The organism is Chryseobacterium aurantiacum, from assembly GCF_003020585.1.
In the GTDB taxonomy this organism is placed as follows: domain Bacteria; phylum Bacteroidota; class Bacteroidia; order Flavobacteriales; family Weeksellaceae; genus Chryseobacterium; species Chryseobacterium aurantiacum.
In genome coordinates this window covers 16,879-40,369 of the sequence record NZ_PXUE01000009.1, presented here as the reverse complement: position 1 = coordinate 40,369, position 23,491 = coordinate 16,879, and the positions used below count along the sequence as shown (strand labels likewise).

At 36.7% G+C, this 23,491-nt stretch carries 16 protein-coding genes and 7 tRNA genes; 7 read left to right on the top strand and 16 right to left on the bottom strand.

Annotated features, from left to right (window positions below):
- Window positions 1–12: 12 nt before the first annotated feature.
- Both aspA and C7D53_RS20390 read right to left on the bottom strand, forming a co-directional pair.
- Window positions 13–1,413, bottom strand: coding sequence for an aspartate ammonia-lyase (aspA, locus tag C7D53_RS20395; RefSeq protein ID WP_106918235.1), 1,401 nt, complete (start codon window positions 1,411–1,413; stop codon window positions 13–15).
- Between the two features lie 73 nt (window positions 1,414–1,486).
- Window positions 1,487–2,509 carry an N-acetylmuramoyl-L-alanine amidase gene (locus C7D53_RS20390; protein WP_106918234.1) on the bottom strand — a complete coding sequence of 341 codons (1,023 nt, stop codon included), beginning with the start codon at window positions 2,507–2,509 and terminating at the stop codon, window positions 1,487–1,489.
- A gap of 135 nt (window positions 2,510–2,644) precedes the next feature.
- On the opposite strand from C7D53_RS20390, the gene C7D53_RS20385 reads away from it, so the two are divergent.
- The 3 genes from C7D53_RS20385 (at window position 2,645) to C7D53_RS20375 (ending at window position 2,935) form a co-directional block, all read left to right on the top strand.
- A tRNA-Ser gene (locus tag C7D53_RS20385) sits at window positions 2,645–2,729 on the top strand.
- A 16-nt stretch (window positions 2,730–2,745) separates the two neighbouring features.
- Window positions 2,746–2,820 (top strand) — tRNA-Pro (locus C7D53_RS20380).
- A 41-nt stretch (window positions 2,821–2,861) separates the two neighbouring features.
- Window positions 2,862–2,935 (top strand) — tRNA-Arg (locus tag C7D53_RS20375).
- A gap of 138 nt (window positions 2,936–3,073) precedes the next feature.
- Here C7D53_RS20375 and C7D53_RS20370 read toward each other — a convergent pair.
- From C7D53_RS20370 to C7D53_RS20360, 3 genes are all read right to left on the bottom strand, one after another.
- Entirely contained in the window at window positions 3,074–3,913 is an 840-nt protein-coding gene (locus C7D53_RS20370) for an alpha/beta fold hydrolase (RefSeq protein ID WP_162926240.1), read from the bottom strand.
- 291 nt (window positions 3,914–4,204) lie between these two features.
- Window positions 4,205–5,263 (bottom strand): serine hydrolase domain-containing protein, encoded by a 1,059-nt coding sequence (locus C7D53_RS20365; RefSeq protein WP_106918232.1) that lies wholly within the window; start codon window positions 5,261–5,263, stop codon window positions 4,205–4,207.
- Window positions 5,264–5,524: 261 nt separating this feature from the next.
- Window positions 5,525–6,022, bottom strand: a complete 498-nt coding sequence (locus C7D53_RS20360) for a thermonuclease family protein (RefSeq protein ID WP_106918231.1) — start codon at window positions 6,020–6,022, stop codon at window positions 5,525–5,527.
- A gap of 316 nt (window positions 6,023–6,338) precedes the next feature.
- Between C7D53_RS20360 and C7D53_RS20355 the strand changes: the two genes are divergently transcribed.
- From C7D53_RS20355 to C7D53_RS20340, 4 genes are all read left to right on the top strand, one after another.
- A tRNA-Pro gene (locus tag C7D53_RS20355) sits at window positions 6,339–6,413 on the top strand.
- A 17-nt stretch (window positions 6,414–6,430) separates the two neighbouring features.
- A tRNA-Arg gene (locus tag C7D53_RS20350) sits at window positions 6,431–6,504 on the top strand.
- Window positions 6,505–6,808: 304 nt separating this feature from the next.
- A tRNA-Pro gene (locus C7D53_RS20345) sits at window positions 6,809–6,883 on the top strand.
- A 17-nt stretch (window positions 6,884–6,900) separates the two neighbouring features.
- Window positions 6,901–6,974: transfer RNA gene (locus C7D53_RS20340), tRNA-Arg, on the top strand.
- A 263-nt stretch (window positions 6,975–7,237) separates the two neighbouring features.
- On the opposite strand, the gene C7D53_RS20335 is transcribed toward C7D53_RS20340, so the two are convergent.
- The 11 genes from C7D53_RS20335 to C7D53_RS20285 form a co-directional block, all read right to left on the bottom strand.
- Entirely contained in the window at window positions 7,238–7,927 is a 690-nt protein-coding gene (locus tag C7D53_RS20335; protein WP_106918230.1) for an MBL fold metallo-hydrolase, read from the bottom strand.
- 53 nt (window positions 7,928–7,980) lie between these two features.
- Entirely contained in the window at window positions 7,981–8,568 is a 588-nt protein-coding gene (locus C7D53_RS20330) for a Crp/Fnr family transcriptional regulator (protein ID WP_106918229.1), read from the bottom strand.
- 494 nt (window positions 8,569–9,062) lie between these two features.
- A complete protein-coding gene (locus C7D53_RS20325; RefSeq protein WP_106918228.1) occupies window positions 9,063–9,695 on the bottom strand; it encodes an MgtC/SapB family protein in 633 nt (210 codons plus the stop codon).
- A gap of 126 nt (window positions 9,696–9,821) precedes the next feature.
- Window positions 9,822–10,667, bottom strand: a complete 846-nt coding sequence (locus C7D53_RS20320; protein ID WP_106918227.1) for an SH3 domain-containing protein — start codon at window positions 10,665–10,667, stop codon at window positions 9,822–9,824.
- Window positions 10,668–10,688: 21 nt separating this feature from the next.
- A complete protein-coding gene (prmA, locus tag C7D53_RS20315) occupies window positions 10,689–11,516 on the bottom strand; it encodes a 50S ribosomal protein L11 methyltransferase (RefSeq protein WP_106918226.1) in 828 nt (275 codons plus the stop codon).
- 334 nt (window positions 11,517–11,850) lie between these two features.
- Window positions 11,851–12,564 (bottom strand): 3-ketoacyl-ACP reductase, encoded by a 714-nt coding sequence (locus C7D53_RS20310; protein WP_106918225.1) that lies wholly within the window; start codon window positions 12,562–12,564, stop codon window positions 11,851–11,853.
- Window positions 12,565–12,874: 310 nt separating this feature from the next.
- The gene (locus C7D53_RS20305; RefSeq protein WP_106918224.1) at window positions 12,875–14,440 is read right to left on the bottom strand and encodes a calcineurin-like phosphoesterase C-terminal domain-containing protein; all 1,566 of its coding nucleotides are present in this window, start codon (window positions 14,438–14,440) and stop codon (window positions 12,875–12,877) included.
- Between the two features lie 50 nt (window positions 14,441–14,490).
- Window positions 14,491–15,939 (bottom strand): SusD/RagB family nutrient-binding outer membrane lipoprotein, encoded by a 1,449-nt coding sequence (locus C7D53_RS20300; protein ID WP_106918223.1) that lies wholly within the window; start codon window positions 15,937–15,939, stop codon window positions 14,491–14,493.
- 11 nt (window positions 15,940–15,950) lie between these two features.
- Complete coding sequence (locus C7D53_RS20295) at window positions 15,951–18,923, bottom strand: SusC/RagA family TonB-linked outer membrane protein (RefSeq protein ID WP_106918222.1); 2,973 nt, start codon at window positions 18,921–18,923, stop codon at window positions 15,951–15,953.
- Between the two features lie 360 nt (window positions 18,924–19,283).
- Window positions 19,284–20,030 carry a glycerophosphodiester phosphodiesterase family protein gene (locus C7D53_RS20290; protein WP_106918221.1) on the bottom strand — a complete coding sequence of 249 codons (747 nt, stop codon included), beginning with the start codon at window positions 20,028–20,030 and terminating at the stop codon, window positions 19,284–19,286.
- 132 nt (window positions 20,031–20,162) lie between these two features.
- The gene (locus C7D53_RS20285; protein WP_106918220.1) at window positions 20,163–23,264 is read right to left on the bottom strand and encodes a TonB-dependent receptor; all 3,102 of its coding nucleotides are present in this window, start codon (window positions 23,262–23,264) and stop codon (window positions 20,163–20,165) included.
- Between the last annotated feature and the right edge of the window lie 227 nt (window positions 23,265–23,491).

Here is a 23,491-nt window from a genome sequence, read left to right as displayed (position 1 = left end):
ACTTATTGTATGTTATTTGTTATGCGGTTTCAGCATGTTTTTGGGGTCAAGGATTTCGTCCAGTTTTTCCTGGGAAAGAATTCCTTTTTCCAATACAAGGTTGTAAACGCTTTTTCCTGTTTCTAGTGCTTCTTTTGCAATCTCTGTGGATTGTTTGTAGCCAATATAAGGATTAAGTGCTGTTACAATTCCAATGCTGTGTTTCACCATGTTCAGGCACACTTCTTTATTGGCTGTAATTCCTACTACACATTTTTCACGAAGCGTATCCAATGCATTGCAAAGGAAATTGATGTTCTCCATAATAGCGTGGGAAAGTACAGGCTCCATTACGTTAAGTTGCAATTGTCCTGCTTCTGCAGCAAAAGTTACTGTCAGGTCATTTCCAAACACTTTAAAGCACACCTGGTTAACCACTTCCGGAATAACAGGGTTTACTTTACCCGGCATGATGGAAGAACCTGGCTGCATTGGAGGAAGATTGATTTCGAATAATCCTGCTCTTGGCCCTGATGAAAGTAATCTTAAATCATTACAGATTTTAGATAGTTTTACAGCAAGACGCTTCATTGCAGAAGAGTAAATCACATAAGATCCTGTATCCGGAGTTGCTTCTACCAGGTTAGGTGCAGAGATAACCGGATATCCTGTAATCTGAGCCAAATTCTTAGCGCAAAGAACTGCATATCCTACCGGAGCATTTAATCCTGTTCCAATAGCTGTGGCTCCCATATTCACTTCTACAAAAAGGCTAGCATTATTATTCAGCTTGGAAATATCTTCTTCCAAAGTAGCTGCATATGCCTCAAACTCCTGTCCTAATGTCATAGGTACGGCATCCTGAAGCTGCGTACGTCCCATTTTAATAACATCATGGAATTCTTCTCCTTTTGCACGGAAAGCTGCTATAATTTTTTCTAGTTTTTCTACCAGACCGATATTCATCTGCAACAATCCCATTTTGATGGCTGTAGGATAAGCATCATTGGTAGACTGCGAAAGGTTAATATGATCGTTTGGTGAGCAAAATTCATACTCTCCTTTATTCTTTCCTAATTTTTCTAATACAACGTTGGCAATTACTTCATTCGCATTCATATTGATTGAAGTTCCTGCGCCACCTTGAATCATGTCTACCGGAAACTGGTCATGATATTTCCCATCTACAATTTCGTCGCACGCTTCTGCTATTTTGAAATACAGGCTTTCATCAAGAAGACCTAATTCATAATTTGTTTTTGCTGCTGCTTTTTTTACGAAAGCCAATCCTTTGATAAAATCCGGATACGAAGACAAAAGCTGTCCCGAAATCTTGAAGTTATTGATTGCTCTTTGTGTCTGAACCCCATAATAAGCATCTAAAGGCACGTTCAATTCGCCTAATAGATCACTCTCTTTTCTGAAATTTTCCATTACAGATATTTTACTGTTTTTGATCGTTTAAAGATAGCAAAAACGCATCTAATCGATGCGCTTTAATCTGAATTTATTTTACTGAATATTTTACATTCAAAGCTTGCAGTATTGCCCATGTTTCAGCATCCATGATTCCGTCATAGTTTTGTGGACGGAAGTGATATTGAAATGCTTCAATGGTCTTCTTGGTGGCATCATCCCATTTTCCGCTAAGCTCTATTCCATATCCGAATTTCTGCAATGCAGTCTGAATACCGATAATAAATGACGGATCACTATATTTTACGGCAAAATCTGTTTGTGCAAGATCAAAGTAATCCTGTTTGGTCGTCTGGTCGTACCACATTCCTATCTGGTATTCATCATACAGCTTTTTCCATGGGAACATAGGTCCTGGATCCTGCTTTCTTGTAGGCGCAATATCTGCATGAGCAAGTACGTTGGTAGCCGGAATTTGATATCTTGTGATAATATCTTTAGCCAATGCTGCTACTTTTCTTACCTGATCATCACTAAAAGGAGCAAATACTCTTGTACCGGTTCCATTAGGGAAGCCTGCATTTACAATTTCAATTCCTATTGAAGTATCATTTAGATTTTTGTCGCTTCTCCATGAGCTTACTCCTGCATGGTATGCACGCTTATTCTCATCTACCAATTGATAGATTTCTTTATCTCCTGTATTATTGACCAGGTAGTGGGCACTTACAGCCTGCTGTGTAAGAACTGTAATGGACTTATCGTCCGGAAGTGCTGTATAATGTAATATAAGATAACGTTGTCTGAAATTTTGGGCAACGGCAGGGAAATAAGTTTTTACTACCTTATATCCTACCGGTTTTGCAGATACAATAGAACCGTAACTTGCGGTATTATCATTTTTTGTTGCGTCTGCTATATTAGTAGTAAAAAATTCTACTCCGTGTTCGTTTGTAATTTTTGGTTTTGGAGCTTCCGGAGTTTGTGTTTTAGCTACGGGTTTTGGCTGTACCACTGGGGTTTTCGGTTTGTAAGTATTTTTTTTCACATTTTGCTGGGAAGTACATGAAAAAACGAAAGTGCTTAATCCGATGATATATAATGTCTTACGCATCAGTTTGGTTTTTGGATGATTTATTAGTTCAAAAATACACAAAATTTTCTTGAATTTTATTTGGTAAATAAAGAAATCTATTCTATATTTGCACTCGCAATAACGGAACAACGATCATTAAAAAATAAACAAAAAGGAGGGTTGCCAGAGTGGTTAATGGAGCAGTTTGCTAAACTGTCGACGCGAAAGTGTCGCAAGGGTTCGAATCCCTTACCCTCCGCTCATTTATATACTCTCGGGGCGTAGCGTAGTCCGGTCATCGCGCCTGGTTTGGGACCAGGAGGTCGCAGGTTCGAATCCTGCCGCCCCGACTTTTTAATGAGCTTATTAAGTTAAGCAAAATCACTTTTAAGGGTGCGTAGCTCAGCTGGATAGAGCATCTGCCTTCTAAGCAGACGGTCAAAGGTTCGAATCCTTTCGCGCTCACAAATAACGCCATTTAGAACATATGTTTTAAATGGCGTTATTTTTTTATACATGATTCATTATCACAATTTTTTCTGGAACTTCCATTCATTGTAAACAAGCCTACTTCATTTTCAAATACTAAAATTTCTATTATTTCTACTTGCTTTTTAAGGAAGTTAGACATCTTTCATATGTATTGCTTAAAGCTTCTGCTACAATCTTTGGATCTTGTTGGTGTATTCCATGGCTATAGCGAGGCAACAGAATAAGCTGACTATTACTATTATTCTTTATCATCTCTGCATAATGGTTTATTCTTAATTCATCCAATTCTTTCCACCACGGGATTAGATTGATCCCTAATTTCAATTTTTCATTCATTTCGGTTTCATAATGCTCAATATGTTTGTTGTACGAAATCATTACGGTTACAGGAATATCTTTAAGAGGCCGTAAGGATTTGTATTTTTTAAAGAATTCAGGTGAACTTTCATTCAGCTCTCTCTGTGCCTCATTTCGAAAACCATTGGATGTAGAACTATCATTGATGATGTTTCTAAGGTTTATAGCAAATAATTCCCTATACCCTGTCGAGCTTGATGTATTTACTTTCACTTTATTGTCTTCTTCTTTGGTAAGCATAAAATCTGTTGGATCTATGAAAAACAGACCACAAACCTCATTGGGATATATTGAAGCATATAAACGTACAAATGGACCACCTATTGAATGTCCTACCAATAGATAGGGCGGACTTATTTTCAATTCAGTTAACAAGTCATGAAGCCTTCTTATAACTTCTTCATCTGTCTTTACAGAAGTGTCAATTTCTGATTCTCCAATTCCATTCCTATCATAAACTATCCCTGAATACTTTTTTTGAATAAAAGGAAACAAACTTCCATAGCCACCGCCACCTGAACCAAGCCCACTTTCAAAGACTACAATTGGTTCATTAGCCTTTCTTTCATCAAGCCCAAAAGTTTTATACGCCATTTGTTTATTGTTAATGGATACAAATTTCCTTTCAGAAGTCTGTGAATGAAATAATGTTATTGAAAAAAGAGTAATAAATACAGGTATTATTATAGACCTCATCTCTATTGTTTTTAGCATAAGCATCAATGAACTTAAAGTTGCTTTCAACTCGAAAATACACACCCTGTGCACTCTGAATATACTAAACAATATTAATGAATTTTTAAGGGTTACAATACACTTTATCAATATCATTATAAAAAAACTGCTTCAGCATTTGAAGCAGTTTTTAAAATTTAGATCTAGAATTTATTTCAAGACTTTATCATAGATTGTATTAAGCAGGTTCTGTCTCATTTTTGAATTTCTCTGGGTCAAAAGAATAATAATGCCCCATTTTTTTGCTCTATTATAGCAAATGATGGAAGATTGCCCCATAGAGTCTCCCGACTTTAGGTAGATTGTATTTTGCTCATCAGTACTCACACCAAGCCCTAATCCCATTTCTCTTTTTTCATCTTTATAATAGATCTTTTCGGTTATCAGTGCTGCTTCAGAAACAGGGTTCCCCGGGGTTAAAATTGCTTTTAGATATTTTACCATATCAGAAGCATTTGATTTCACCAATCCGGCTGGCGCAGTAACATTCCATTTGAAGAATTCCTGAACTCCTCCATCAGGATTATAACCTGTTGTTCTATTTTTCACATTGAAATCCTTTGTTAATGTATTTTTCATTTTTAAAGGACCTATTATTTTCCCACGAATTATTTCATCATAACTTTTAGCATATACCGTTTCTAAAATCTCTCCAAGTAAAGTATACCCAATAGTAGAATAACGATACTTCCCGTAGTCAATAAGTTCAGTACAATTATTGATTATAGAGGCTAAAGATTGCTCTGTTACGCTACTTACCGGCTGCTGTGGATTCAATTCCATTAATTTACCAAAATCAAGGTCAGGTAAACCAGATTGATGAGATGCCAGATCTGAAATTTTTATTTTGTTTTTAAGATTTGAATTTAAAACATATCTTTTTGGCAAATAGTTATCTATATAATCATCTACTTTAAATTTATGATCAATAACAGCCTGCGCAATCAAATTGGAGGTTAGGATCTTTGTAATAGAAGCAATTTCAAATATGGAATTCTTATCAATATCAACCTTACTTTCTTTGCTCAATTTACCATATGCTGTGAAAAACTCTTTATTATTACTGATAAAACCAACACTAATTCCTACATCAGGATTTTTTTGATAATTATCCTTTATAATGGAATCAATTTTTTTGGAAAAATCTTGCCCAAAAGACAAACTGCTAATTAATAAAAGAACTGCTAAAAAGGTGAATGAAGTTTTCATTGTATCGTTATTTAATGTTATAAAATTATTTCGATACAAATTTGAAAAAGTAAAATCTCTTCTGCGACCGAATAAAAGTATTCGACCTCATTTATCAAAAAAAAACAGGTATGAATAGTTATAAAAAAGAGTACGAGTAATTACAAAACATTGAAAAACAATGTTTTATAAATCAAAATCAACAACTGTGTAATTTTCTTTCAAAATTATTATTAAATGAATATTCTGAAGTAAAATCCACTTCACCCAATATTTCTATTATTAATTTTTGGCAACCTGATATTTTTTACTTCTCTGCTCTCTCTTCATTTTTCTGTAAGCCCAAGGCGCCATTGCATGAACATCCTGCCACAAGCCTGTCTTGGTACGTTGTGCGTTTTGCTGTAATTGCCCCAAAGAAGCATCTTTGGAATAAGAGAAGTACCACCACCCCATTCCTGCTTTTATAAGCTCTTTTGAAAGGTATTTACCATTATCATAGTAAACCTTGGCTACGGAGCGACCATAGCGGTCTTTATTGGTTTCAATAAACTTAACTGTTTTACCAAATACCTGAGCCGAAGTAAACTGCTTGGCATTTTTCCCAAATGGCTGTCCATTTTCCGGGCAGTCTACCTCAGCCAGCCTAAGCTTTTTTTGTTCGTTTCCTTTTAAAAGCAAGGTGATTGTATCTCCATCTGAAATTTTGATTACTTTTCCGCTTGTCTGAGAGAAAATAAGTACCGGGAAAAGCAGGCTCATCAACATTAATCGTTTCATCCGGCAAATATAGGAATTAAGGGAGATTTTCTTATTTTTAGATTATAAAAAGAAACTGTTTGCTTAATTTTTTGTTTCGTAAGGATTTTAAAAATATTGTTCTTACCATCTTTTGTTCCAAGTCTTCCTATGGGTTGAAAAAAAATAAATATTTTTCGGATATCATAAATCCATGGTTATTAACTCAGTAAAGACAATAAAAAGTGTTCACGAAAAAATAATTAAAAATTCTTCTCATTTTATTTTTTTTATTCCAAAAAGTATTGCAACTTTGCAACCCCAAAAACGATGTAAAATTCGTTATTGATGGCCATCTCGGGGCGTAGCGTAGTCCGGTCATCGCGCCTGGTTTGGGACCAGGAGGTCGCAGGTTCGAATCCTGCCGCCCCGACTTTTTCAAGATTTTAAGGGTGCGTAGCTCAGCTGGATAGAGCATCTGCCTTCTAAGCAGACGGTCAAAGGTTCGAATCCTTTCGCGCTCACTTAAAGACTCACAAGAAATTGTGGGTCTTTTTTGTTTTTGATCTCTCTCAATTCCTATGATACCTCTATTTACTACTTGAGCTCAATAAGCATTACAAATAGCATAAAACTGAAACAAAAATATTTTTTTCCATTTTTATGTAAAATAATATAAGATCATGGTTATTAAACAAGTATAATTACTCAAAAAGGGTTCACGAAAAATTAATTGAAATTTATTCTACATTTTATTTTTTTATTCCAAAAAGTATTGTACCTTTGCAACCGCAAAAACGAAGTAAAATTCGTTACTGATGACACCCTCGGGGCGTAGCGTAGTCCGGTCATCGCGCCTGGTTTGGGACCAGGAGGTCGCAGGTTCGAATCCTGCCGCCCCGACTTTTTCAAGATTTTAAGGGTGCGTAGCTCAGCTGGATAGAGCATCTGCCTTCTAAGCAGACGGTCAAAGGTTCGAATCCTTTCGCGCTCACTTAAAGAGACAACTATTTGATAGTTGTCTCTTTTTTTATACCCATAAAAATCTATGACCCGAGCTTTTACTATTGGGACATTTAGAGTTCTATGTTCGAAGATAGAATTCTTTTATTACTTTTAAGAAACTTTATACAAGTGCTTCCACATATTTTCTACAACACTTTTTCTTCAATTCGAAATCCCTTAAGTTTATTATGTTTTTTCAGGATTTTGCAATTTTTGAAGATGAGATAAGGTAAGTCCATTAAACAACACTATCTATCTTTGGATAACCGCACTGCATTTAGCCACAAATTTCTCAAACTTCCGATCTGTATTTCGCATGACCGGCCCGTGCCCAAAGCAGATAATGGCAGGATTCAGCTCTGCTAACTTCTGGAGCGATTTGATGTTACGTTGCTGATCGGAGGTGAATATGTTGGGCGGAAGCCGCAGACCTGTCGCTGTTGTGAGCAGATTCATATTTGTCGCCACATCTCCGATGATCAGGACACCATCTCGTTCTCGGAATAAAGAAATATGACCTGCCGAATGTCCGGGTGTCTCTATTACCTGAAAGTTTCCAATCCTATCATTTTCAACAATTGTTCGTTCTACTTTATGTCCCTGACCTGCCCAGTACATTTGTTGAAGTTTTGCTATCCAATGTTGTGGAGTTGGATAATCGTTGGTGACCAGACCTGTTTCAGTCCTAAAAACTTCGTTGGGATGACAGAGTAAGGGTATCTTGAACTCAGCGCAAATCTGATCACTACAGCCTTGGTGGTCTGCATGGGCATGGGTCAGTACATGTTGAGAAACCGGAATTTTCTGGATAGCGTTCTTTATAGTGGTGTATGAACTCCGTATTCCGGAGTCTACCAATACATCTTCAATTATATAGCAATTGATACTGTTTCGTGGCATCAATGGAATCTGAAACACTTCGGGAGCAATTTGACGTAGCATCTTTTTTTGTGCAAATCTACATCGCTGATCAAGGCTGCGTAAGGACATTTGTCCTATAAGGGGTTGGGTCTATGTATTTGTCCCTTTGCCCGTGTAAGTGATCGTTGCGTGATACCGAGGTATGATGCCAGATCCTGCGTAGAAACACGCTGGACGAGTATCGGCTCGCTAGCAAGTACATGAAAGTATTTATCCACAGCCGACCTATTATTGTAATTCAGCAGATAGCGTTCCTTTTGGCTATATTCCTGTTCCATCACTGATTTTAGAACTCCGTTCCAAGCGGTCACCTGACCAAGCAGATATTGATAGTCCGGATAGCTTATCCTATAGATTATGCTATCTTCTATAGCCCTAATACTTCTTCTGGATTTTTTCTGCGCCACAAACTCCGGAAACGAAGTGACAAATTCCTTTTCAAATTTGAAGCAGGTTATATTTTCCTTTCCTTCTTTGTCGATAGCATATGCCTTTACAGCACCACTGGCGATAAATCCAATATGACGGCAGGACTCATCCTCACGAACAAAAAAATCACCCTTTTTTAAGTGGATCGATTTGAAGAACTGAGCAGAAAAATTAATTTCCTCGGCTGATAGTACTCCTGTTGAGGATAGGTAATTTTCAAATACGTCAGTCATTTTACAATTTTTTCGTCCTTTTATTTTCTTATTAACCGTTTACGGATTACATGCTAAAACCAGTATCCAAATTTAACAATTATTATACATTCAAAAAATACTCACAAGATCCTGCTTTTATAGATATTCTGTTAGAGATGATTCTATTTATCACTTCATGACATGAAAATTACGTTTCACCGGCCTATTTTGCTGCATCAGCTTAACTTTTACTCTCATGGATTGCTATTCGTATTACTTTTACAGCGGTAAGCTTTAAAAAGGGAGCCATTAAATGTTAGTTTTATGATGTAGGGAAACCTGATTAAGGATCAATAAAAATCTTTTTTTGTGCAACTTTAAATTCCCCATAGCCATTATGGCTACACTATACACTTAATCATGTTTGGGTAGGATTGGATGATTCCAATCCTATTTTTTATTCCTATCGGTGGTAAGCTACAGGAAGTATTCAAAATAAAAACCTCTACACTGTTGCAAAGGCTTATTTATCATCAAAACTTACATTCATCTATCATTGTATCGTTCAATAGGATTTTCGAGCAAATTTCATGGTTTTTTGCAGCTCCCTGTACCCGCCAGATAATGGTATACTTCTCACCGCTTCTCACCTGCTTTCCTCTGATAGATTTTAAATGGTTCTCTTTAAAAAGGCTTTCATACTTCTCCATCACTCCCTCTTCGTATGAAAGGGTAATTTGGTAAGTATAGCGGGTACTGATTCTGTCGATAACATTCTGGATATACTTGAACATGATGAGCAATAAAAATACAACCACAGAACCAATGGTAGCTTCCTGATAGTACCCTGCTCCTATTGTCATTCCCAATGCTGCACAAATCCATATGGTAACAGCTGTTGTAAGACCTGAAACTCTGTTTTCTTCCTTAAAGATAACACCTGCTCCTACAAAGCCTATTCCGGTGATGATATTGGCTGCTATACGATCAGGACTTCCTGTTTCACCTAAATTCATGGAAAGCATTGTAAAAATACAGGCACCCAATGTCACCAGAATCATGGTTCTCAATCCGGCAGATTTTAATTGATATTCTCTTTCAATCCCAATTATACCTCCTACCAGAACAGAAAACAAGATGGGAAGCACATCATCCAATATATTCATTAATCCATTTTTTAATATCCTAAATTTATTTGATTTTTTTCAATTATGAAAGACTCTGTTTTTATGATTTTACCACAAAAAAAACCACTGTATTGTACAGTGGTTGGTTTATTTTTAATGAAGAGGTTATTTCAATTTATAAGAACTTCCATTCCAAAGATAAGTTTTGGAAGATCGTTTTTTGGTTTCCCTTTCTTTTTCATCTGTTTCCATATCTTCTACCTTAAGGATAAAAGCATCGGAAATACCTCCTTTATCATTAGGAAAAACATATTCTTCACTATGATAATAGGCACCTGCGTCCCCTACATTCATCAGCTGTGGAAGTGCAATAAGTTTTTTATCCTTAAAAAGAACATATTGATCATAAGTTGCAATACCACATGCTTCACCCGAAACCATTGCTTTCAGGGTAAACTCAACATTCTGTAACTTGTGGTTGCTTTCAATATTGAATGCAGCAGTACTTAATTCTTCTCCTCTTCCTGTATCAAAATATACCTCATCAATCAGGGTATTCCCCTCCATTACTTTGATTCCTGCTATATTTTGTTTCTCAGTTTCATTAAGCGTTTTAATTTTCCTATCTATTGTTTTTGATAAACCAAAAAGGAAATCATACCCGTTTTTATTACGATAGCCTACACAAAGATTACCTCCCCAGACATATCCTTCGGAAGTCACATCTCCTTTCTGATAGGAAATCTTATACCAATTGGCATTTCTTTCTCCTAATTTCAGAACTGGAACCGTTTCTACCTTTTGAAGAACCATCACCGTTTGATTGGTCTGTAACGAGTCTGTAGTCTGAGCATTCACACCAGGTTCTTTTCTTACTCTGGTCCAATCTGTAAAAACTTTCTGAACTTTATTTTCTGTAAAGCTAAAAACACCATCTGCATACACTTCATGATCCTGAGCTGCAAAGAGCTGCAACATCAGTACACATAAAGCGGTCAATAAAGTTTTCATATTTGTTTTTTGTTTTTTTAATTATTTTTCAAGCAATAAACTTACCCATTCTTCTCTCTGCAACTGCTTTTTAAGGGTAAGACCACTTTCTTTACATACTTCCAGAATATCATCTACATCAAAGAAACAAAGTCCTGAAAGCAATAATTTACCACCTTCGTTTAACACAGAAACATAAGTTGGAATATCTGAGATCAGAATATTTCGGTTAATGTTTGCCAGGATAATATCATAATGTTCCTTACCAAGGTTATCTGCTGTCCCCTGCTCAATATCAAGTTCAACACTGTTTCTGGCAGCATTTTCTTTTGAATTTTCTACCGACCATTCATCGATATCGATAGCCTTAGTATCTCCTGCTCCTTGCTGTTTTGCATAGATCGCCAATACAGAAGTTCCACACCCCATATCCAATACTTTCTTTCCGGTAAAGTCGATATCCATCATCTGCTGGATCATCAGGTGTGTTGTTGGGTGATGTCCTGTTCCGAAAGACATTTTCGGCTGGATGATAATTTCATGCATTCCCGGTACAGATTCATGAAACTCTGCTCTGATTAATACTTTATCATCGATATTGATGGGTGAAAAGTTTTTTTCCCACTCTTCATTCCAGTTAATATTTGGCATTTCTTCATATGAATACTCAATTTTTACATTTTCGTTTTCAAAGATTGAAAGGGCCTTAAGCTGATCTTCGTGAAACAAATCTGTCTGGATATACCCTAAAATTCCGTGAATTTCTTCTGTAAAGCTGTCAAAACCTATTTCAATAAGTTCTGCCATTAATATCTCGTTCCAAGGTTGCAATGGAGAAATCTTGAAGTTGAATTCTAAATAATTTTGCATGTGAATAATTTGCTGCAAAAATACTAATGTTATTATTGTTAAAAAAATAGAAAGGAGAAGTTTTGACTAAAGCCGGAGGATTTTATGATTTTGTTAAATGGGCTAAAGCCTATTTCTATTGAATTCTAATTTGAAGTTCTCGCTGATTATGGAGATTAAGCAGATTGATGTGAGAAAAATGAAAGATCTGTGAGAAACAAACCTATTTTTTGGTGTAAAATAAAAAAGCGGGACTCCATTGATTGGATTCTCCCGCTTTTATTAGATCTCATTATTCAGGATATGCTTAGAGTTGTTTCTGTAGCTTACCCTTGAATTTTAAGTTTTGAACTTTCTATGGGTTTGTAGAGAAGATAGAACCATTAGCAATTAATGCTCTTCTGTTCATTTTTAGGATGTCTCTTACCCATTCTGCAAAATCCTCAGGTTGTAGCACTGTATCCGGATTTCCGTCTGTAAGCCCACCCTGGATACTCATGTCAGAAGCAATTGTACTTGGCGTTAAGGTCACCACACGGATATTTTGCTTTCTCCATTCTGCCATCATCGATTGTGATAATGAAACTACTGCTGCCTTTGAAGCTGCGTAAGCTGACATATTTGGCCCTCCTTTTAATCCTGCTGTGGAAGCTACGTTCACAATATCTCCTTCTCCTTTAGCTTTCATAAATGGGTGTACAGCCTTAGCTGCATAATACACTCCGAATAAATTGGTTTTGATTACTTGTTCCCATGTTTCAGAAGGCATATCTTCAATGGTTCCGAAGTCTCCGATACCTGCATTGTTCACAAGAATATCTACTCCACCCAGTTTTTCAGCTAAAGCTTCAATTCCTGTTTTTACAGCGGCTTCATCATCAATGCTGAATACTGCATAGGCAGCATTTACTCCTAACTTTTGGATTTCGTCAACTGTATTTTTAAGGTTCTCTTCGTTTCTTCCTGTAATGGCAATATTCACTCCTTCATTGGCCAAAGCTAATGCTACAGCTTTCCCTAATCCTCTTCCGCCACCTGTTACAATGGCATTTTTTCCGTTTATATTCATAGTAATAATACTTTTCGTGTTACAAAGTTACAAAAGAACATTTTTACGGAATGGAAAGAATGGAGATTTAATAGTTTTTTAATGGTCTTTGAGAATTTAAAGGCACAAAAGATTTTTAACACTTAAGTAAAAAGAAGTTTATTCTGCAGCTTGTTGAGAAGAGCACTTAAGTTTTATGAAACTCTTATGTATTCTCAAAATTTCTTTTGTGACTTTTGTGGTACATCCTTTTCAACCTCAGCTCAAAATAAAGCCGGCTCACGATGAACCGGCTACTAAATCTAAAAAAGTATAGTAAAAAATGAAAAACTTAAGGAATCTGGATGGCATTCTGCACTTCAAATTCTTCTGAAGCCGAAAATTGATTTCCATACATATCTACGGCTCTAACCTCAACTTTATGTTTTCCTAAGGCTAGTTTTCTAGGGAAATCTGCTTCCCAGATATGTTTAGCTATTTCCGGATTGGATGGTCTTCTTCCCTGTAAAATTTTCTCTGTGGTATCCCATTTGAAAACAGAAAGAGCGAAATTAGGGTCTATGGTTTCATCATACTCCATTTCTTCCCATTTTCCGTTGTCTATTCTGTATTCAACCTTGTCTTTTTTGCTTCCCATAAAGAAGTTAGCCAATACTTTTGCTGAAGTTTTTGACGGGAAAGGAATTACTTTGGGAACATATAATTTGATTTGATAATCCTCCGGTTTTCCGGCTGTCTTATATTTTACTTTATATTGATTATCTGTAAAGCTGATGAATGAATATCCTTTGGCTGTTCCGTCTCTCATGGTTGAAGTAGGAAGTCCCTCTTCGTCCGGTGTTCCAGAATACCAGTCGCCGCAGGTGGTACCTACGTTATATTCATGCAGTTCTTTCACACCGTTCCAACCTGCTTTTTTACCATAGAAAATCTGCTGTTGAATATGGGTATGTGCCGATAAAAGCAATACATTCTGGAAAGGATTTAGGAAATCGAATAACTTCTGACGGTCTGCATTTCTGAAACTGTCTTCATTGTTATGCTCTAACGGAATATGAAAAGATACTACAATAAGTTTGTTTTTATCAACCAACTTCAGGTCGTTTTCAATAAACTGCAGCTGGTCTTCTCGGAAACCACCCCAATATCCTTTACCATCTCTTGGATCAGGATACAAGATGTCATCCAGAATAATGAAGTGTACGTTTCCATAATTGAATGAATAATTGGCGGGACCAAAATTGGATTCGAAAGTTTCATCGGAAAGATGGTCATCTTTAGCATCATAGTTCATATCGTGGTTTCCCATGACGTTATACCAAGGCAATCCTATTTCCTTCATTACATCTGCATAAGGTTTCTGCAAGCTTAGATTGTCTCCTACAAGATCTCCCAAGCTGATTCCCAGCACTGCATTTTTTCTGGTATTTTTAACTTCATTTACAATTCCTCTTTTAAAGTAATCTAACTCTTTCTCGGTATAAGGCTGTGGATCTCCAAAAACCAGAATATCAAAATTTTTGTCTTCATTTTGCTTATAAAGTGGGAAGTTTAATTCCTTAGGAAGCTCTCCGGTAGGAGCTACTCCTTTGTATTTAAAATCTGCAGGAGAGCCCTTGGGCTTATGGTGATGATAAAACTGTGGGAGATTATTATTGTTTAAAGCCGTCTGATAGCCCGATGGCTTGATCACAAAAACGGTCTGATCTTCCTGAACCGGCAAGCTGTAACGTCCATTTTTATCAGTCAATACAACCTGAACCCCGTTTGAAACAGCCACTCCTTCTATTCCTTTTTCCCTGTTTTCTTTCTTTTGGTTTTTATTGCTGTCTTCGTAAACATATCCTGAAACAGAAGACTGGGAGAATGCCATTGCTGAAATTAATAGGCCGGGCATTAAAAGTTTTATTTTGATACTCATTTTTATTTCTTTTTTACTTATTACGTTTATTTATTCCACCACATTTTCACGTTGATATTGTCCCCACCCATCTGCTGAACTGCCGCCAGATAGTTTTCCATATTTAAAACTCTTGAATTAGGTGGATACATTAATCTTTGAGGAAGGTTTCCATCGTTTAAAAGTCCGCCGTTATTGGGAAGTTCCGGGAAGCCTGTTCTTCTTTTCTCAAACCATTGCTGCTGATCTACAAAGAAGAGTGACAGGTATTTCTGATGCATAATTTTTTTCATACTTCCTGTTCCGAAGGCTACATTCGGATTATCAAAATAATTGGCAGGAACTACTGATCCCCATTGTTCTATAGAGCTTTTCACTCCATTTTCATAATAGGTCTTTGCACTTCCGGAAATGATTCCTTTCAATGCCAGTTCTGCCAGTGTAAACTGAAGTTCAGCATAGGGATACACAAAAATTTTCAATGGTGCTTTAGCTAAATTCTGGTTAAGGTTTGACGGCTGATTGGTAAATACGGTTCCGAATGGATATCCTGACGGTGCTCCCAGATATCCAATATTATTTCCTTTAGGATCTTTTGCCTGAGTGAAAAACATGGGAATACGTGGATCATTATTAGCTTTCATGCTCTCTACAAAGAATTCTGAAGCGGCTCTACCCGTTGTAAAATCCTGGTATCTTGCAATAGGAGGCATTAATGGATAAATTCCTGAAATATCTACTTTTACAGCATCTGTATTACTTTGGAAAATGGGAAATATTGTTGGATTATTCGTGATTTCCTGAATTCTTTCTTTAATGTTCACTTCTCCATCTCTGTTCAAAATCCTTGTCAAAAGTCTTAAAGAAAGTGAGTTACAAAACTTCTTCCAGTTGATAATTCCATTGGCATCCGTATCTGCTTTGTAGAATAAATCTCCTCCGGAAAGCATTTTATTGGTTATAAAAAGAGAATTTGCCGTTTTTAAGTCATCCAATAGCTTTATATAAATATCCTTTTGCCTGTCAAATTTTGGTTGAGTAATATTTCCGTCTAATTGTGATGCTTCAGAAAACGGAACATCTCCGTAGGTATCTGTAAGGTTGGAGTAAATCCATGCGTTCATCACCATTGAGATGGCCTGATAGTTTTTATCTCCCTCAGCGGCTGCAGCTTTTCTAAGATCATCTACCTGCTTTAGCCATCTGTAAGAGTTATTCCAAAAGCCATTTCCTGTGTTTTCTGTGATGTAATAACGACTCAGTGAGTTTCCTTCATTAGGAAAATCCAGAGAAACCTGCATAATATCGAAGGTAAAATCATTGGCTCTGTTATATCCTACTGCAGCCATATTGTACTGGATGGGAACCAGTAAAGAACTGGCAACAGGTTCATTAATTCTACTGGTATCTTTATTGATTTCATCAAGGCTCCTGTCACATGAAACGGTACTGCCCGCAAGGACCATGAATGAGCATATGTAGATTAATTTTTTCATTTCTTCTGATTTTAAAATTTAACGTTTAACTGAATTCCGACGGTTCTTGCCTGAGGTAGCTGCCCCATTTCCACTCCCGGTGTGATGCTAGAATCATCTAGTGTAGCAGCTTCAGGGTCAAATAATGGAAACTTCGTCCACATCCAAAGGTTTCTTCCGAATAAGGCAAGGCTGATATCTGTAACTTTTAAAGGTTCAACTACAGATTTTGGGAACGAGTAAGAGATTCTTGCATCCCTCAGCTTAATGAATGAGGTATCAAATGAGTTTGTTTCCACATTCGCTCTTCTGTAATAGTCACCATAATAGGCAGAAACAGGAATTCCTTTTGTATTTGGCGAGAAGCTTCCGTCGGGGTTCTGGATTACTCCCTGCCCTACAATTAAGCCTCCGGGATTATCTCTTCCGGCAAGGGTATGGGTAAGTTTTCCTTGTTCAGACATTTTGTGATGGGACTGCGAATAGGCCATCCCTTTGTACTGACCATCAAATGAGAAACTGATGGTAATATTTTTATATTTGAATTCATTCTGAAGACCTGCTCTCCACTTTGGATAGGCATTTCCAATTTTTCTTACTTCGGTTGGCTTGGCTGTTAACCCATCGGTATCATAGATCACCTGTCCATCCGGAGAATATAGTAATCCGTAACCATAAATATCTCCCAAGGATCCGCCTACAACGGCATTATAGTAAACAACACTTCCTACGCTTCCCATGGTATAAGGTTTTCCCTGATACTCTTCCGGAAGTGAAAGAATCTTATTCCTGTTCATAGACCAGTTGGCATTTACGTTCCATGAAAAGTTTTTATTCTTAATCGGATAGGCATTTAATGTCATTTCAATTCCTCTGTTTCTTAGTTCTCCGGAATTGATAATTCTTTTGTTGTACCCTGTTTCATACAGCATAGGAATTACAATTGACTGGTCTTTAGAGTTGTTTTGATAAGCTGTGAAGTTGAAAGTCAATCTATTTTTCAGCACTGTAAAATCCATACCTCCTTCTATGTTGGTAATCATTTCTGGTTTAAGATTCGGATTCGGATATAATAGCGGAGATTCTACAGACCCTGTAAATGCACTGTTTTCGTAGTACTTTTCAAGCATATAGTTGTAGGTATCGTTTCCAACTTTTGACCATGATAATCTTAGTTTCCAAAAATTCAGGTTATCAGATTTTATTTTAAAGATATCTGATAATACAAAAGATGAGGATAATGATGGATAGAAGTAAGACCTGTTATGAGCAGGAAGCGTACTGCTCCAGTCATTTCTGGCTGTTACATCTAAAAACACCATATCCTTATAGCTGAAGTTGGCCAATGCGTACATACTGTTCACCTGATTATCATTAGGCTTTGGAAGCTTAGTTTCAAGAGAGGTAGCATTAGAAAGCTGATAAAGGCCGACTTTATTTAATCCATTGGCTCTGTAGTCATTCATCGTGTATTCATGGTACCTGATATTACCTCCGGCAGAAGCATTTACTCCAAAGTTTCCAAATTTATTTTTATAGGTGAATAAAATATCATTATTCAGATCCAGGTATCTGATGTACTGTTCTCTGTAAAAACCTTTCAGATAGTTGGCAGAACTCCATGGTCTTCTCTGCGTACGAAGTTCATTATTCCACTCTACTCCGGTTTTATAGGTTACATCAACGTTTTTTGCCAGTTGATAATTAATATTAATATTTCCTGTAATTGTTTTCTTATTGGTTCCGTTCAGGTTTTCATATGCAATCAGGTAAGGATTATCAATATAGGAGCTGAAAGGATGAACCTGTTCTATCTGCTCCTGTCCTTTTCTCCAGATGGGTTTGTACCACGCAAGATCTACGTTAGGATTTTGAAAAATCATAAAGTAAGAGATCGACTGGTTGTTATAACCTGTTGCCGGAAGATTATCACTTTTTGTCTGGCTAAAATTGATCTTGGTTCCGATCTTCAGTCTGTTGCTTAGCTTATGATCTAAGGACAGGGCTGCATTCAATCTGTTGAAGCCTGTATTGGGCATCATCCATTCATTCTTTAAATAGGAAAGAGATGTTCTGAACGCTGTAGTTTCATTAGAATGTTCTATTGACAAGCTATTTGAATAATTAGAACCAACCTGCCAAAAGTCTTTTATATTATTGGTATAAGGTCTCCAAAGTTTTCTTTCCAAGCTTTGTCCCTCTATGGTTGGGTCATATTGAAAGTAATACTGGCCTGCAAATTTTGGCCCGAATGCACTACTGGTAGATCCGGTATTGATCCCATCCACAGAAAGTCCATAAGAATAATAATAGTTTCCGTTTTTATCTTTCTGTTGAGTTCCCTGCCCGTATTCATATTGATAATCCGGCCATTTCAGAACGCTATCATAACTTGAATAGGAATTAAAGGTAATCTGAACTTTTCCTTTTTTACTTTTTCCAGATTTTGTGGTAATCATAATGGCTCCTCTGGAACCTCTGGAGCCGTATAATGCTGAAGCGGTGGGCCCTTTCAGGATAGAGATTGATTCAATATCGTCTGGGTTGATACTATTGAAACTGTCACCGTAATCTATGGGTAGATCACCTCCTGAGCCCGCACCATAGGCCGCAGTTCCTGTTCCGGTCTTTTTTCCACTTAAAGGAACGCCATCAACAACAATCAAAGCATCATTATTTCCCATATTCATGGAAATGTCTCCACGAAGCGTGATACGGGTTGTACCAAGAGGTCCCGCTCCTGCAGTCTGAACTTTTAATCCTGCTACCTTACCCTCTAAAGCCTGTGCCCAGTTGTTATTCTGGGTTTTTAAGATTTCCTCAGATTTAACAGTTTGGGTTGAGTACCCTAAAGACTTGTCGTGCCTTTTGATTCCCAAAGCAGTCACCACTACTTCATCAATTCCCTTGATTGTGTCTTTTTTAGCTTTCTGCTGAGCCATCAGATTGACGCTGATGAATCCTAACAACGACAAAACCAACAGTTTTTGTGTCTCTTTACGCATATCCTTTTTGTTTGCGCAAAATTAGAACGACATTATCAGTAGGATTTTAACACTATTTTAACATTTATTAAAGATTTATTGAATACTATATTAATTTTTTCTTAACAAAATGAATTAAAACACTGATTTAAAGCTATTTAAGTAATTAATAATTCTTAATGCCATTTCCTGGCTATATTAATGTATATTTATTGTCTTCTCTTGGGATAATAAACCACAAATAGCTCATAATCAATATTTTAAATTAGTTTAATTTTTCAATAATGTATTCTAATAGTTAAAAAGGGTGATTCTAAGGTAAAAACAACAGTCTGCCCCTTTGCGGAGGCAGACTGTGGAATTTATTGATTGTTAAAAATATTATTTTCCTTTCAGCTGTTCAGGAATATTGGTTGTTACAAACCCTATTCCCTGCTTTTTCAATTCGTCGTATACTGAAACATCATTTACGGTCCACGAATTGGTGATAAGACCTAATGTTTTCGCTTCTGCGATCCAGGTTGGATTTTTCTGGAAAACACTGTAGTGATAATCCATTCCGTCAAGTCCTTCTTTTTTGATTTGTTCCGGTGACAATTCTCCGTTCAGGTATTGAACTTTAAAGGCCGGAGCTAGTTTTTTAATCTCTTTGCAGATATTTAGGCTGAAGGAAATGAATTCACTTTGAGAATCCAGTTTCATGTCCTTGATCATTTTAATGGTCTTTTGAGTAATCTCATTTTCAATTTCAGGAGTTTTGGCTGGCTTAATCTCAACAATAAGCTTTACAGACGGATCTTTTTTTCCCTGCTTTAAATAATCCTTTAAGGTAGGAAACTTTTCGCCGTTGGATAATTTCAATGCTTCCAGTTCTTTGAATGAGGCTTCAGAAATTTCCATTTTACCGTGGTGTTCGTCGTGGTTAATAACCAATACTCCATCTTTGGTCATTCTCACATCAAATTCAGATCCGTAAACCTTTAATTTCTGAGCATTCTCCAATGATGTAATAGAATTTTCCGTTGTAGGAGGCTGAGCCTGAAAATATCCTCTATGTGCGATAATCTGAGTTTGTGCTTTCATCAAAACTGTACTTAAAACTGCTAACCCTAAGATAAAATTTTTCATAATATAATTTAGATAATTAAAAACAAAGTCCCGAAACTTTTGATAAAGGTAGTTAATATGAGACTTATTGAGAAATATAAACCACAAAAGACAGCCTTTTAAGTCTTCTGTGGTTTAAAAAATGATTACTGTTTAAAAACTATACTTTGCTCCAATCTGAATCTGATATGGATTTCCTGACAGTGGCGCCAAACCGCTTCCACTGATATTCTTTTCATACTCAAACTGTCTGGTTGTCTGGTTGAAGCTTTTGATTCTGTACATGGAAGTGTTTCCATATGACTCGTTGACTCCCCATTCTTTATTAAGCAGGTTCGCTACGTTGAAGATATCTACAGAAAGCTCAAAGGCTCCAATTTTGTCAAATTTAATTTTCTTGGCTACACGTACGTCCCAAACTCCATAGAATCCATTCTTTCCTCCATTACGTTCTGCTATTTTACCGTTGTATTCATTCACATAATCTTTCAATGCCTGCCCTACCTGAGGATCATTCACGATGGATTCTGCGATATTGGGGAAGATATAGGCTAGATCATTGGTGTCTACAAAGTCTCCGTTAATGTTTCCTCCTGAGGTCATAGAGAAACGTGTTCCTCCAATTCCTGAATACCTAAGACCCAATGTAAATCCTGCAATAGTAGGTGAATTTCCATAGATAACTACTTTATTACGGAACTGATTGTCAGAATAAGTCATTCTTAAATCTCTAGGATCACTCTGAATAAGGGTTGATAATGTTGCAGAATTGGCTACGTTTCCGTTATAGGAAGTATTATCCTTGATGTCTGACCATGTATAACTTGCTGTGATCTCTCCGTCTTTCCAATAACGGTAACTTGTATCTAATACGAAAGAGAACTGATTTACCTTACCATCACTTACCAATTCCAGTACTCTTCCGAAATTGTTATTAATTCTTCCTTCTTTCCAGTCCAATTTTGTTCCTTTTATTGTCGAAATTGGAACATATACACCTCTTCCTCCCTCATTATCCAGGGTAAAGAAAGGGTTGGATACCATATTTCTGTCGTAATAATAGTAGTTATTTCTTCCTAATGCCATATAACCGGCAACTCCTGCCCGGAATCTTTCATTAAAGAAGTGGGTATAAGAAATATTAGCCTTATAAACAATCGGGATTTTAGCATCTTTTCCTGTATAGTTAATTGTTGGCATTTGATCCTTAGGAAGTGTAGGCACCGTATTATAATTATCTCTGTAGCCAAAGAAATCAGGAATAAGACCTGCAACTGCCGGATCTACATCTACGGTTGCCAAATGTTTTCCATCAAATACAAGATTGTTGATGATCATATAATTGTTGATATCCGAAGAGAATATCCCGGCTCCAAACTTAATGAAGTCCTTATTATCTTCATTGATATTCCAATCAAACTGGAATCTAGGCTGGATAACAAATGATTTGATTTTATTATCTGTTCGGATTCCCATTTCATCAAACAACTTCTGATTGAACTCGGCTTTCGGGTATCCTCCGTAATCCAATCTTATCCCCGCCATCAAATCAAGGCCTTTTGCAATCTTTGTCTGGAATTGCCCATACAGCCCGATGTTCCAGATACTGGATCTTACAGAGATATCATCCATTAAAGGAACCTCTCTATAGAATCTATAAGGAATGAGGTTTTCAAAATTATAAAGGTTATTACCCGGATTGGTTGTAATATTTTCTCTGAAGTGGAATCTTCCATTCACTTCACTTCCGTATATTGATTTGGATGAAGTGTACATCAAATCAGCCCCGAAAGTATATTTAACCTTATCTGTATTGTAGTAAAGGTTATCTACAATCTGAAATACATTGTTTTTAAAGCTTTCCTGCGCAAAACGATGCCCTCCAAACTGAATATTGGTAGCTCCTAGGCCGGGAGTGGAAATATTTTCTACAATTGCTCTTGGAACAGGCTTTCCGAGTTCATTATTTTGGTAACTATCCTGAAATGTATATAGATATTGAGCTTTTAATTCGTTGGTTAAATTAGGCTTCAGATTTGACCTTAGCGTTAATAACAAACTGTTATCAAGGTTTTTATCATTTCCATAAGATTCAAAGAAGTTAATGCTTGTATTATCAGCAAGCCCGTTTTTATTCAGATCGTGGGTGAAGTTATTTCTTAGGGTCAACAAATGCTTCTCATTAATCTGCCAGTCTAAACGTAGAAATGCAGCATCAGAATTTCTTACCTTATCAAAGCTTCCAAATTGAGGTGTATTTCCTACTCCATACTTGGATCTTGCAATATCCAAAAACTTATTAAGAGTTCCTGAATTAATGTTCAATCTTTTCTCATCATCCTGCGATTTGATATCTGCAATCTGTAATGGCCTTGAATCCAGCTGGTGATCCCAGGCTACAAAGAAGTGTAATTTATTTTTAATGATGGGACCTCCCAAAGTGAATCCAAACTGAGAAGTAGAGAAATCATTCTCTCTCTTATTTCCTCTAATATCGTACGGACTGGAAAGCCAGTTGGTTCTTAAATATTCCCAGGCACTTCCGGAAAATTTATTGGTACCTGATTTGGTAACGGCACTTACTGTTCCACCGCCACTTCTCCCTAATGTAACATCATATTGGTTGGTCGTAATCTTAAATTCACGTACTGCTTCAATTGAAATAGAAAAAGGGGCACCGCTTCGGCTGGTAGTAGCTCCCGCAGAAGTAGGGTTCTTCGCGGTCATTCCATCAATAGTAAAATTGGTAGAAGATCCAAGCTGACCTGAAATACTTCCGTTTTTCCCACTTAAAGGAGAAAGATCCGTAAGACTCGCAAAGTTTCGTCCGTTTACAGGAAGTATCCCAATATTTTTTGCAGAAATAGCTGTAGCAGCTCCTAAGTTTCCAATTTTGTTCTTTAGATTTCCGGTAATTTTGACCTCTTCTATTTCCTTTTCTCCTCCCAGGTTCATGTTTACGGTAACCTGATCTCCGAAGTTCACACTGTATCCTTCTTTTTTATCATCATTTACAATGACTGTATAAGGGCCTCCAAGGGGGATTTCCTTAAAGATATACTCTCCCTTTGAGTTTGTTTCTGTCTCTGTTCTGAACCCTGTAGATTCATTTACAATCGTAACTTTCACTTTTTCCTGAGCCGAACTTCCCGGCCCTGTCACTTTTCCTACGATGGAAGCCTGTGTGGTTTGTGCATAAGCCATTGTTCCAAGTCCTAAAAACAACAACCCCAATACAATCTTTACTTTTCTCATTTATTAGCATTAGATGCGCAAAGGTATCGTGACTTTTCAGGCTGGCTATTTAAGAGAATTTTAACATTTTCTTAATTAAATTAGAACGTTATGTTAAATTACTTTAAACAAATATTCTATTCGTTGGGTAACCAGTTTGTTGTGGGACATTACGTATTTTTAATTTTCCGGTAATATTTAATTCTGTTATTTTTTTAAATGAAATTACTTTAGTTATTTTTGCTCAA

Bases quoted from the DNA above. Each gene is read 5' to 3' on its own strand.
- aspA (WP_106918235.1), bottom strand. From the start codon at position 1,413: ATGGAAAATTTCAGAAAAGAGAGTGATCTATTAGGCGAATTGAACGTG.
- C7D53_RS20390 (WP_106918234.1), bottom strand. From the start codon at position 2,509: ATGCGTAAGACATTATATATCATCGGATTAAGCACTTTCGTTTTTTCA.
- C7D53_RS20370 (WP_162926240.1), bottom strand. From the start codon at position 3,913: ATGGCGTATAAAACTTTTGGGCTTGATGAAAGAAAGGCTAATGAACCA.
- C7D53_RS20365 (WP_106918232.1), bottom strand. From the start codon at position 5,263: ATGAAAACTTCATTCACCTTTTTAGCAGTTCTTTTATTAATTAGCAGT.
- C7D53_RS20360 (WP_106918231.1), bottom strand. From the start codon at position 6,022: ATGAAACGATTAATGTTGATGAGCCTGCTTTTCCCGGTACTTATTTTC.
- C7D53_RS20335 (WP_106918230.1), bottom strand. From the start codon at position 7,927: ATGCTACGTCAAATTGCTCCCGAAGTGTTTCAGATTCCATTGATGCCA.
- C7D53_RS20330 (WP_106918229.1), bottom strand. From the start codon at position 8,568: ATGACTGACGTATTTGAAAATTACCTATCCTCAACAGGAGTACTATCA.
- C7D53_RS20325 (WP_106918228.1), bottom strand. From the start codon at position 9,695: ATGAATATATTGGATGATGTGCTTCCCATCTTGTTTTCTGTTCTGGTA.
- C7D53_RS20320 (WP_106918227.1), bottom strand. From the start codon at position 10,667: ATGAAAACTTTATTGACCGCTTTATGTGTACTGATGTTGCAGCTCTTT.
- prmA (WP_106918226.1), bottom strand. From the start codon at position 11,516: ATGCAAAATTATTTAGAATTCAACTTCAAGATTTCTCCATTGCAACCT.
- C7D53_RS20310 (WP_106918225.1), bottom strand. From the start codon at position 12,564: ATGAATATAAACGGAAAAAATGCCATTGTAACAGGTGGCGGAAGAGGA.
- C7D53_RS20305 (WP_106918224.1), bottom strand. From the start codon at position 14,440: ATGCCCGGCCTATTAATTTCAGCAATGGCATTCTCCCAGTCTTCTGTT.
- C7D53_RS20300 (WP_106918223.1), bottom strand. From the start codon at position 15,939: ATGAAAAAATTAATCTACATATGCTCATTCATGGTCCTTGCGGGCAGT.
- C7D53_RS20295 (WP_106918222.1), bottom strand. From the start codon at position 18,923: ATGCGTAAAGAGACACAAAAACTGTTGGTTTTGTCGTTGTTAGGATTC.
- C7D53_RS20290 (WP_106918221.1), bottom strand. From the start codon at position 20,030: ATGAAAAATTTTATCTTAGGGTTAGCAGTTTTAAGTACAGTTTTGATG.
- C7D53_RS20285 (WP_106918220.1), bottom strand. From the start codon at position 23,264: ATGAGAAAAGTAAAGATTGTATTGGGGTTGTTGTTTTTAGGACTTGGA.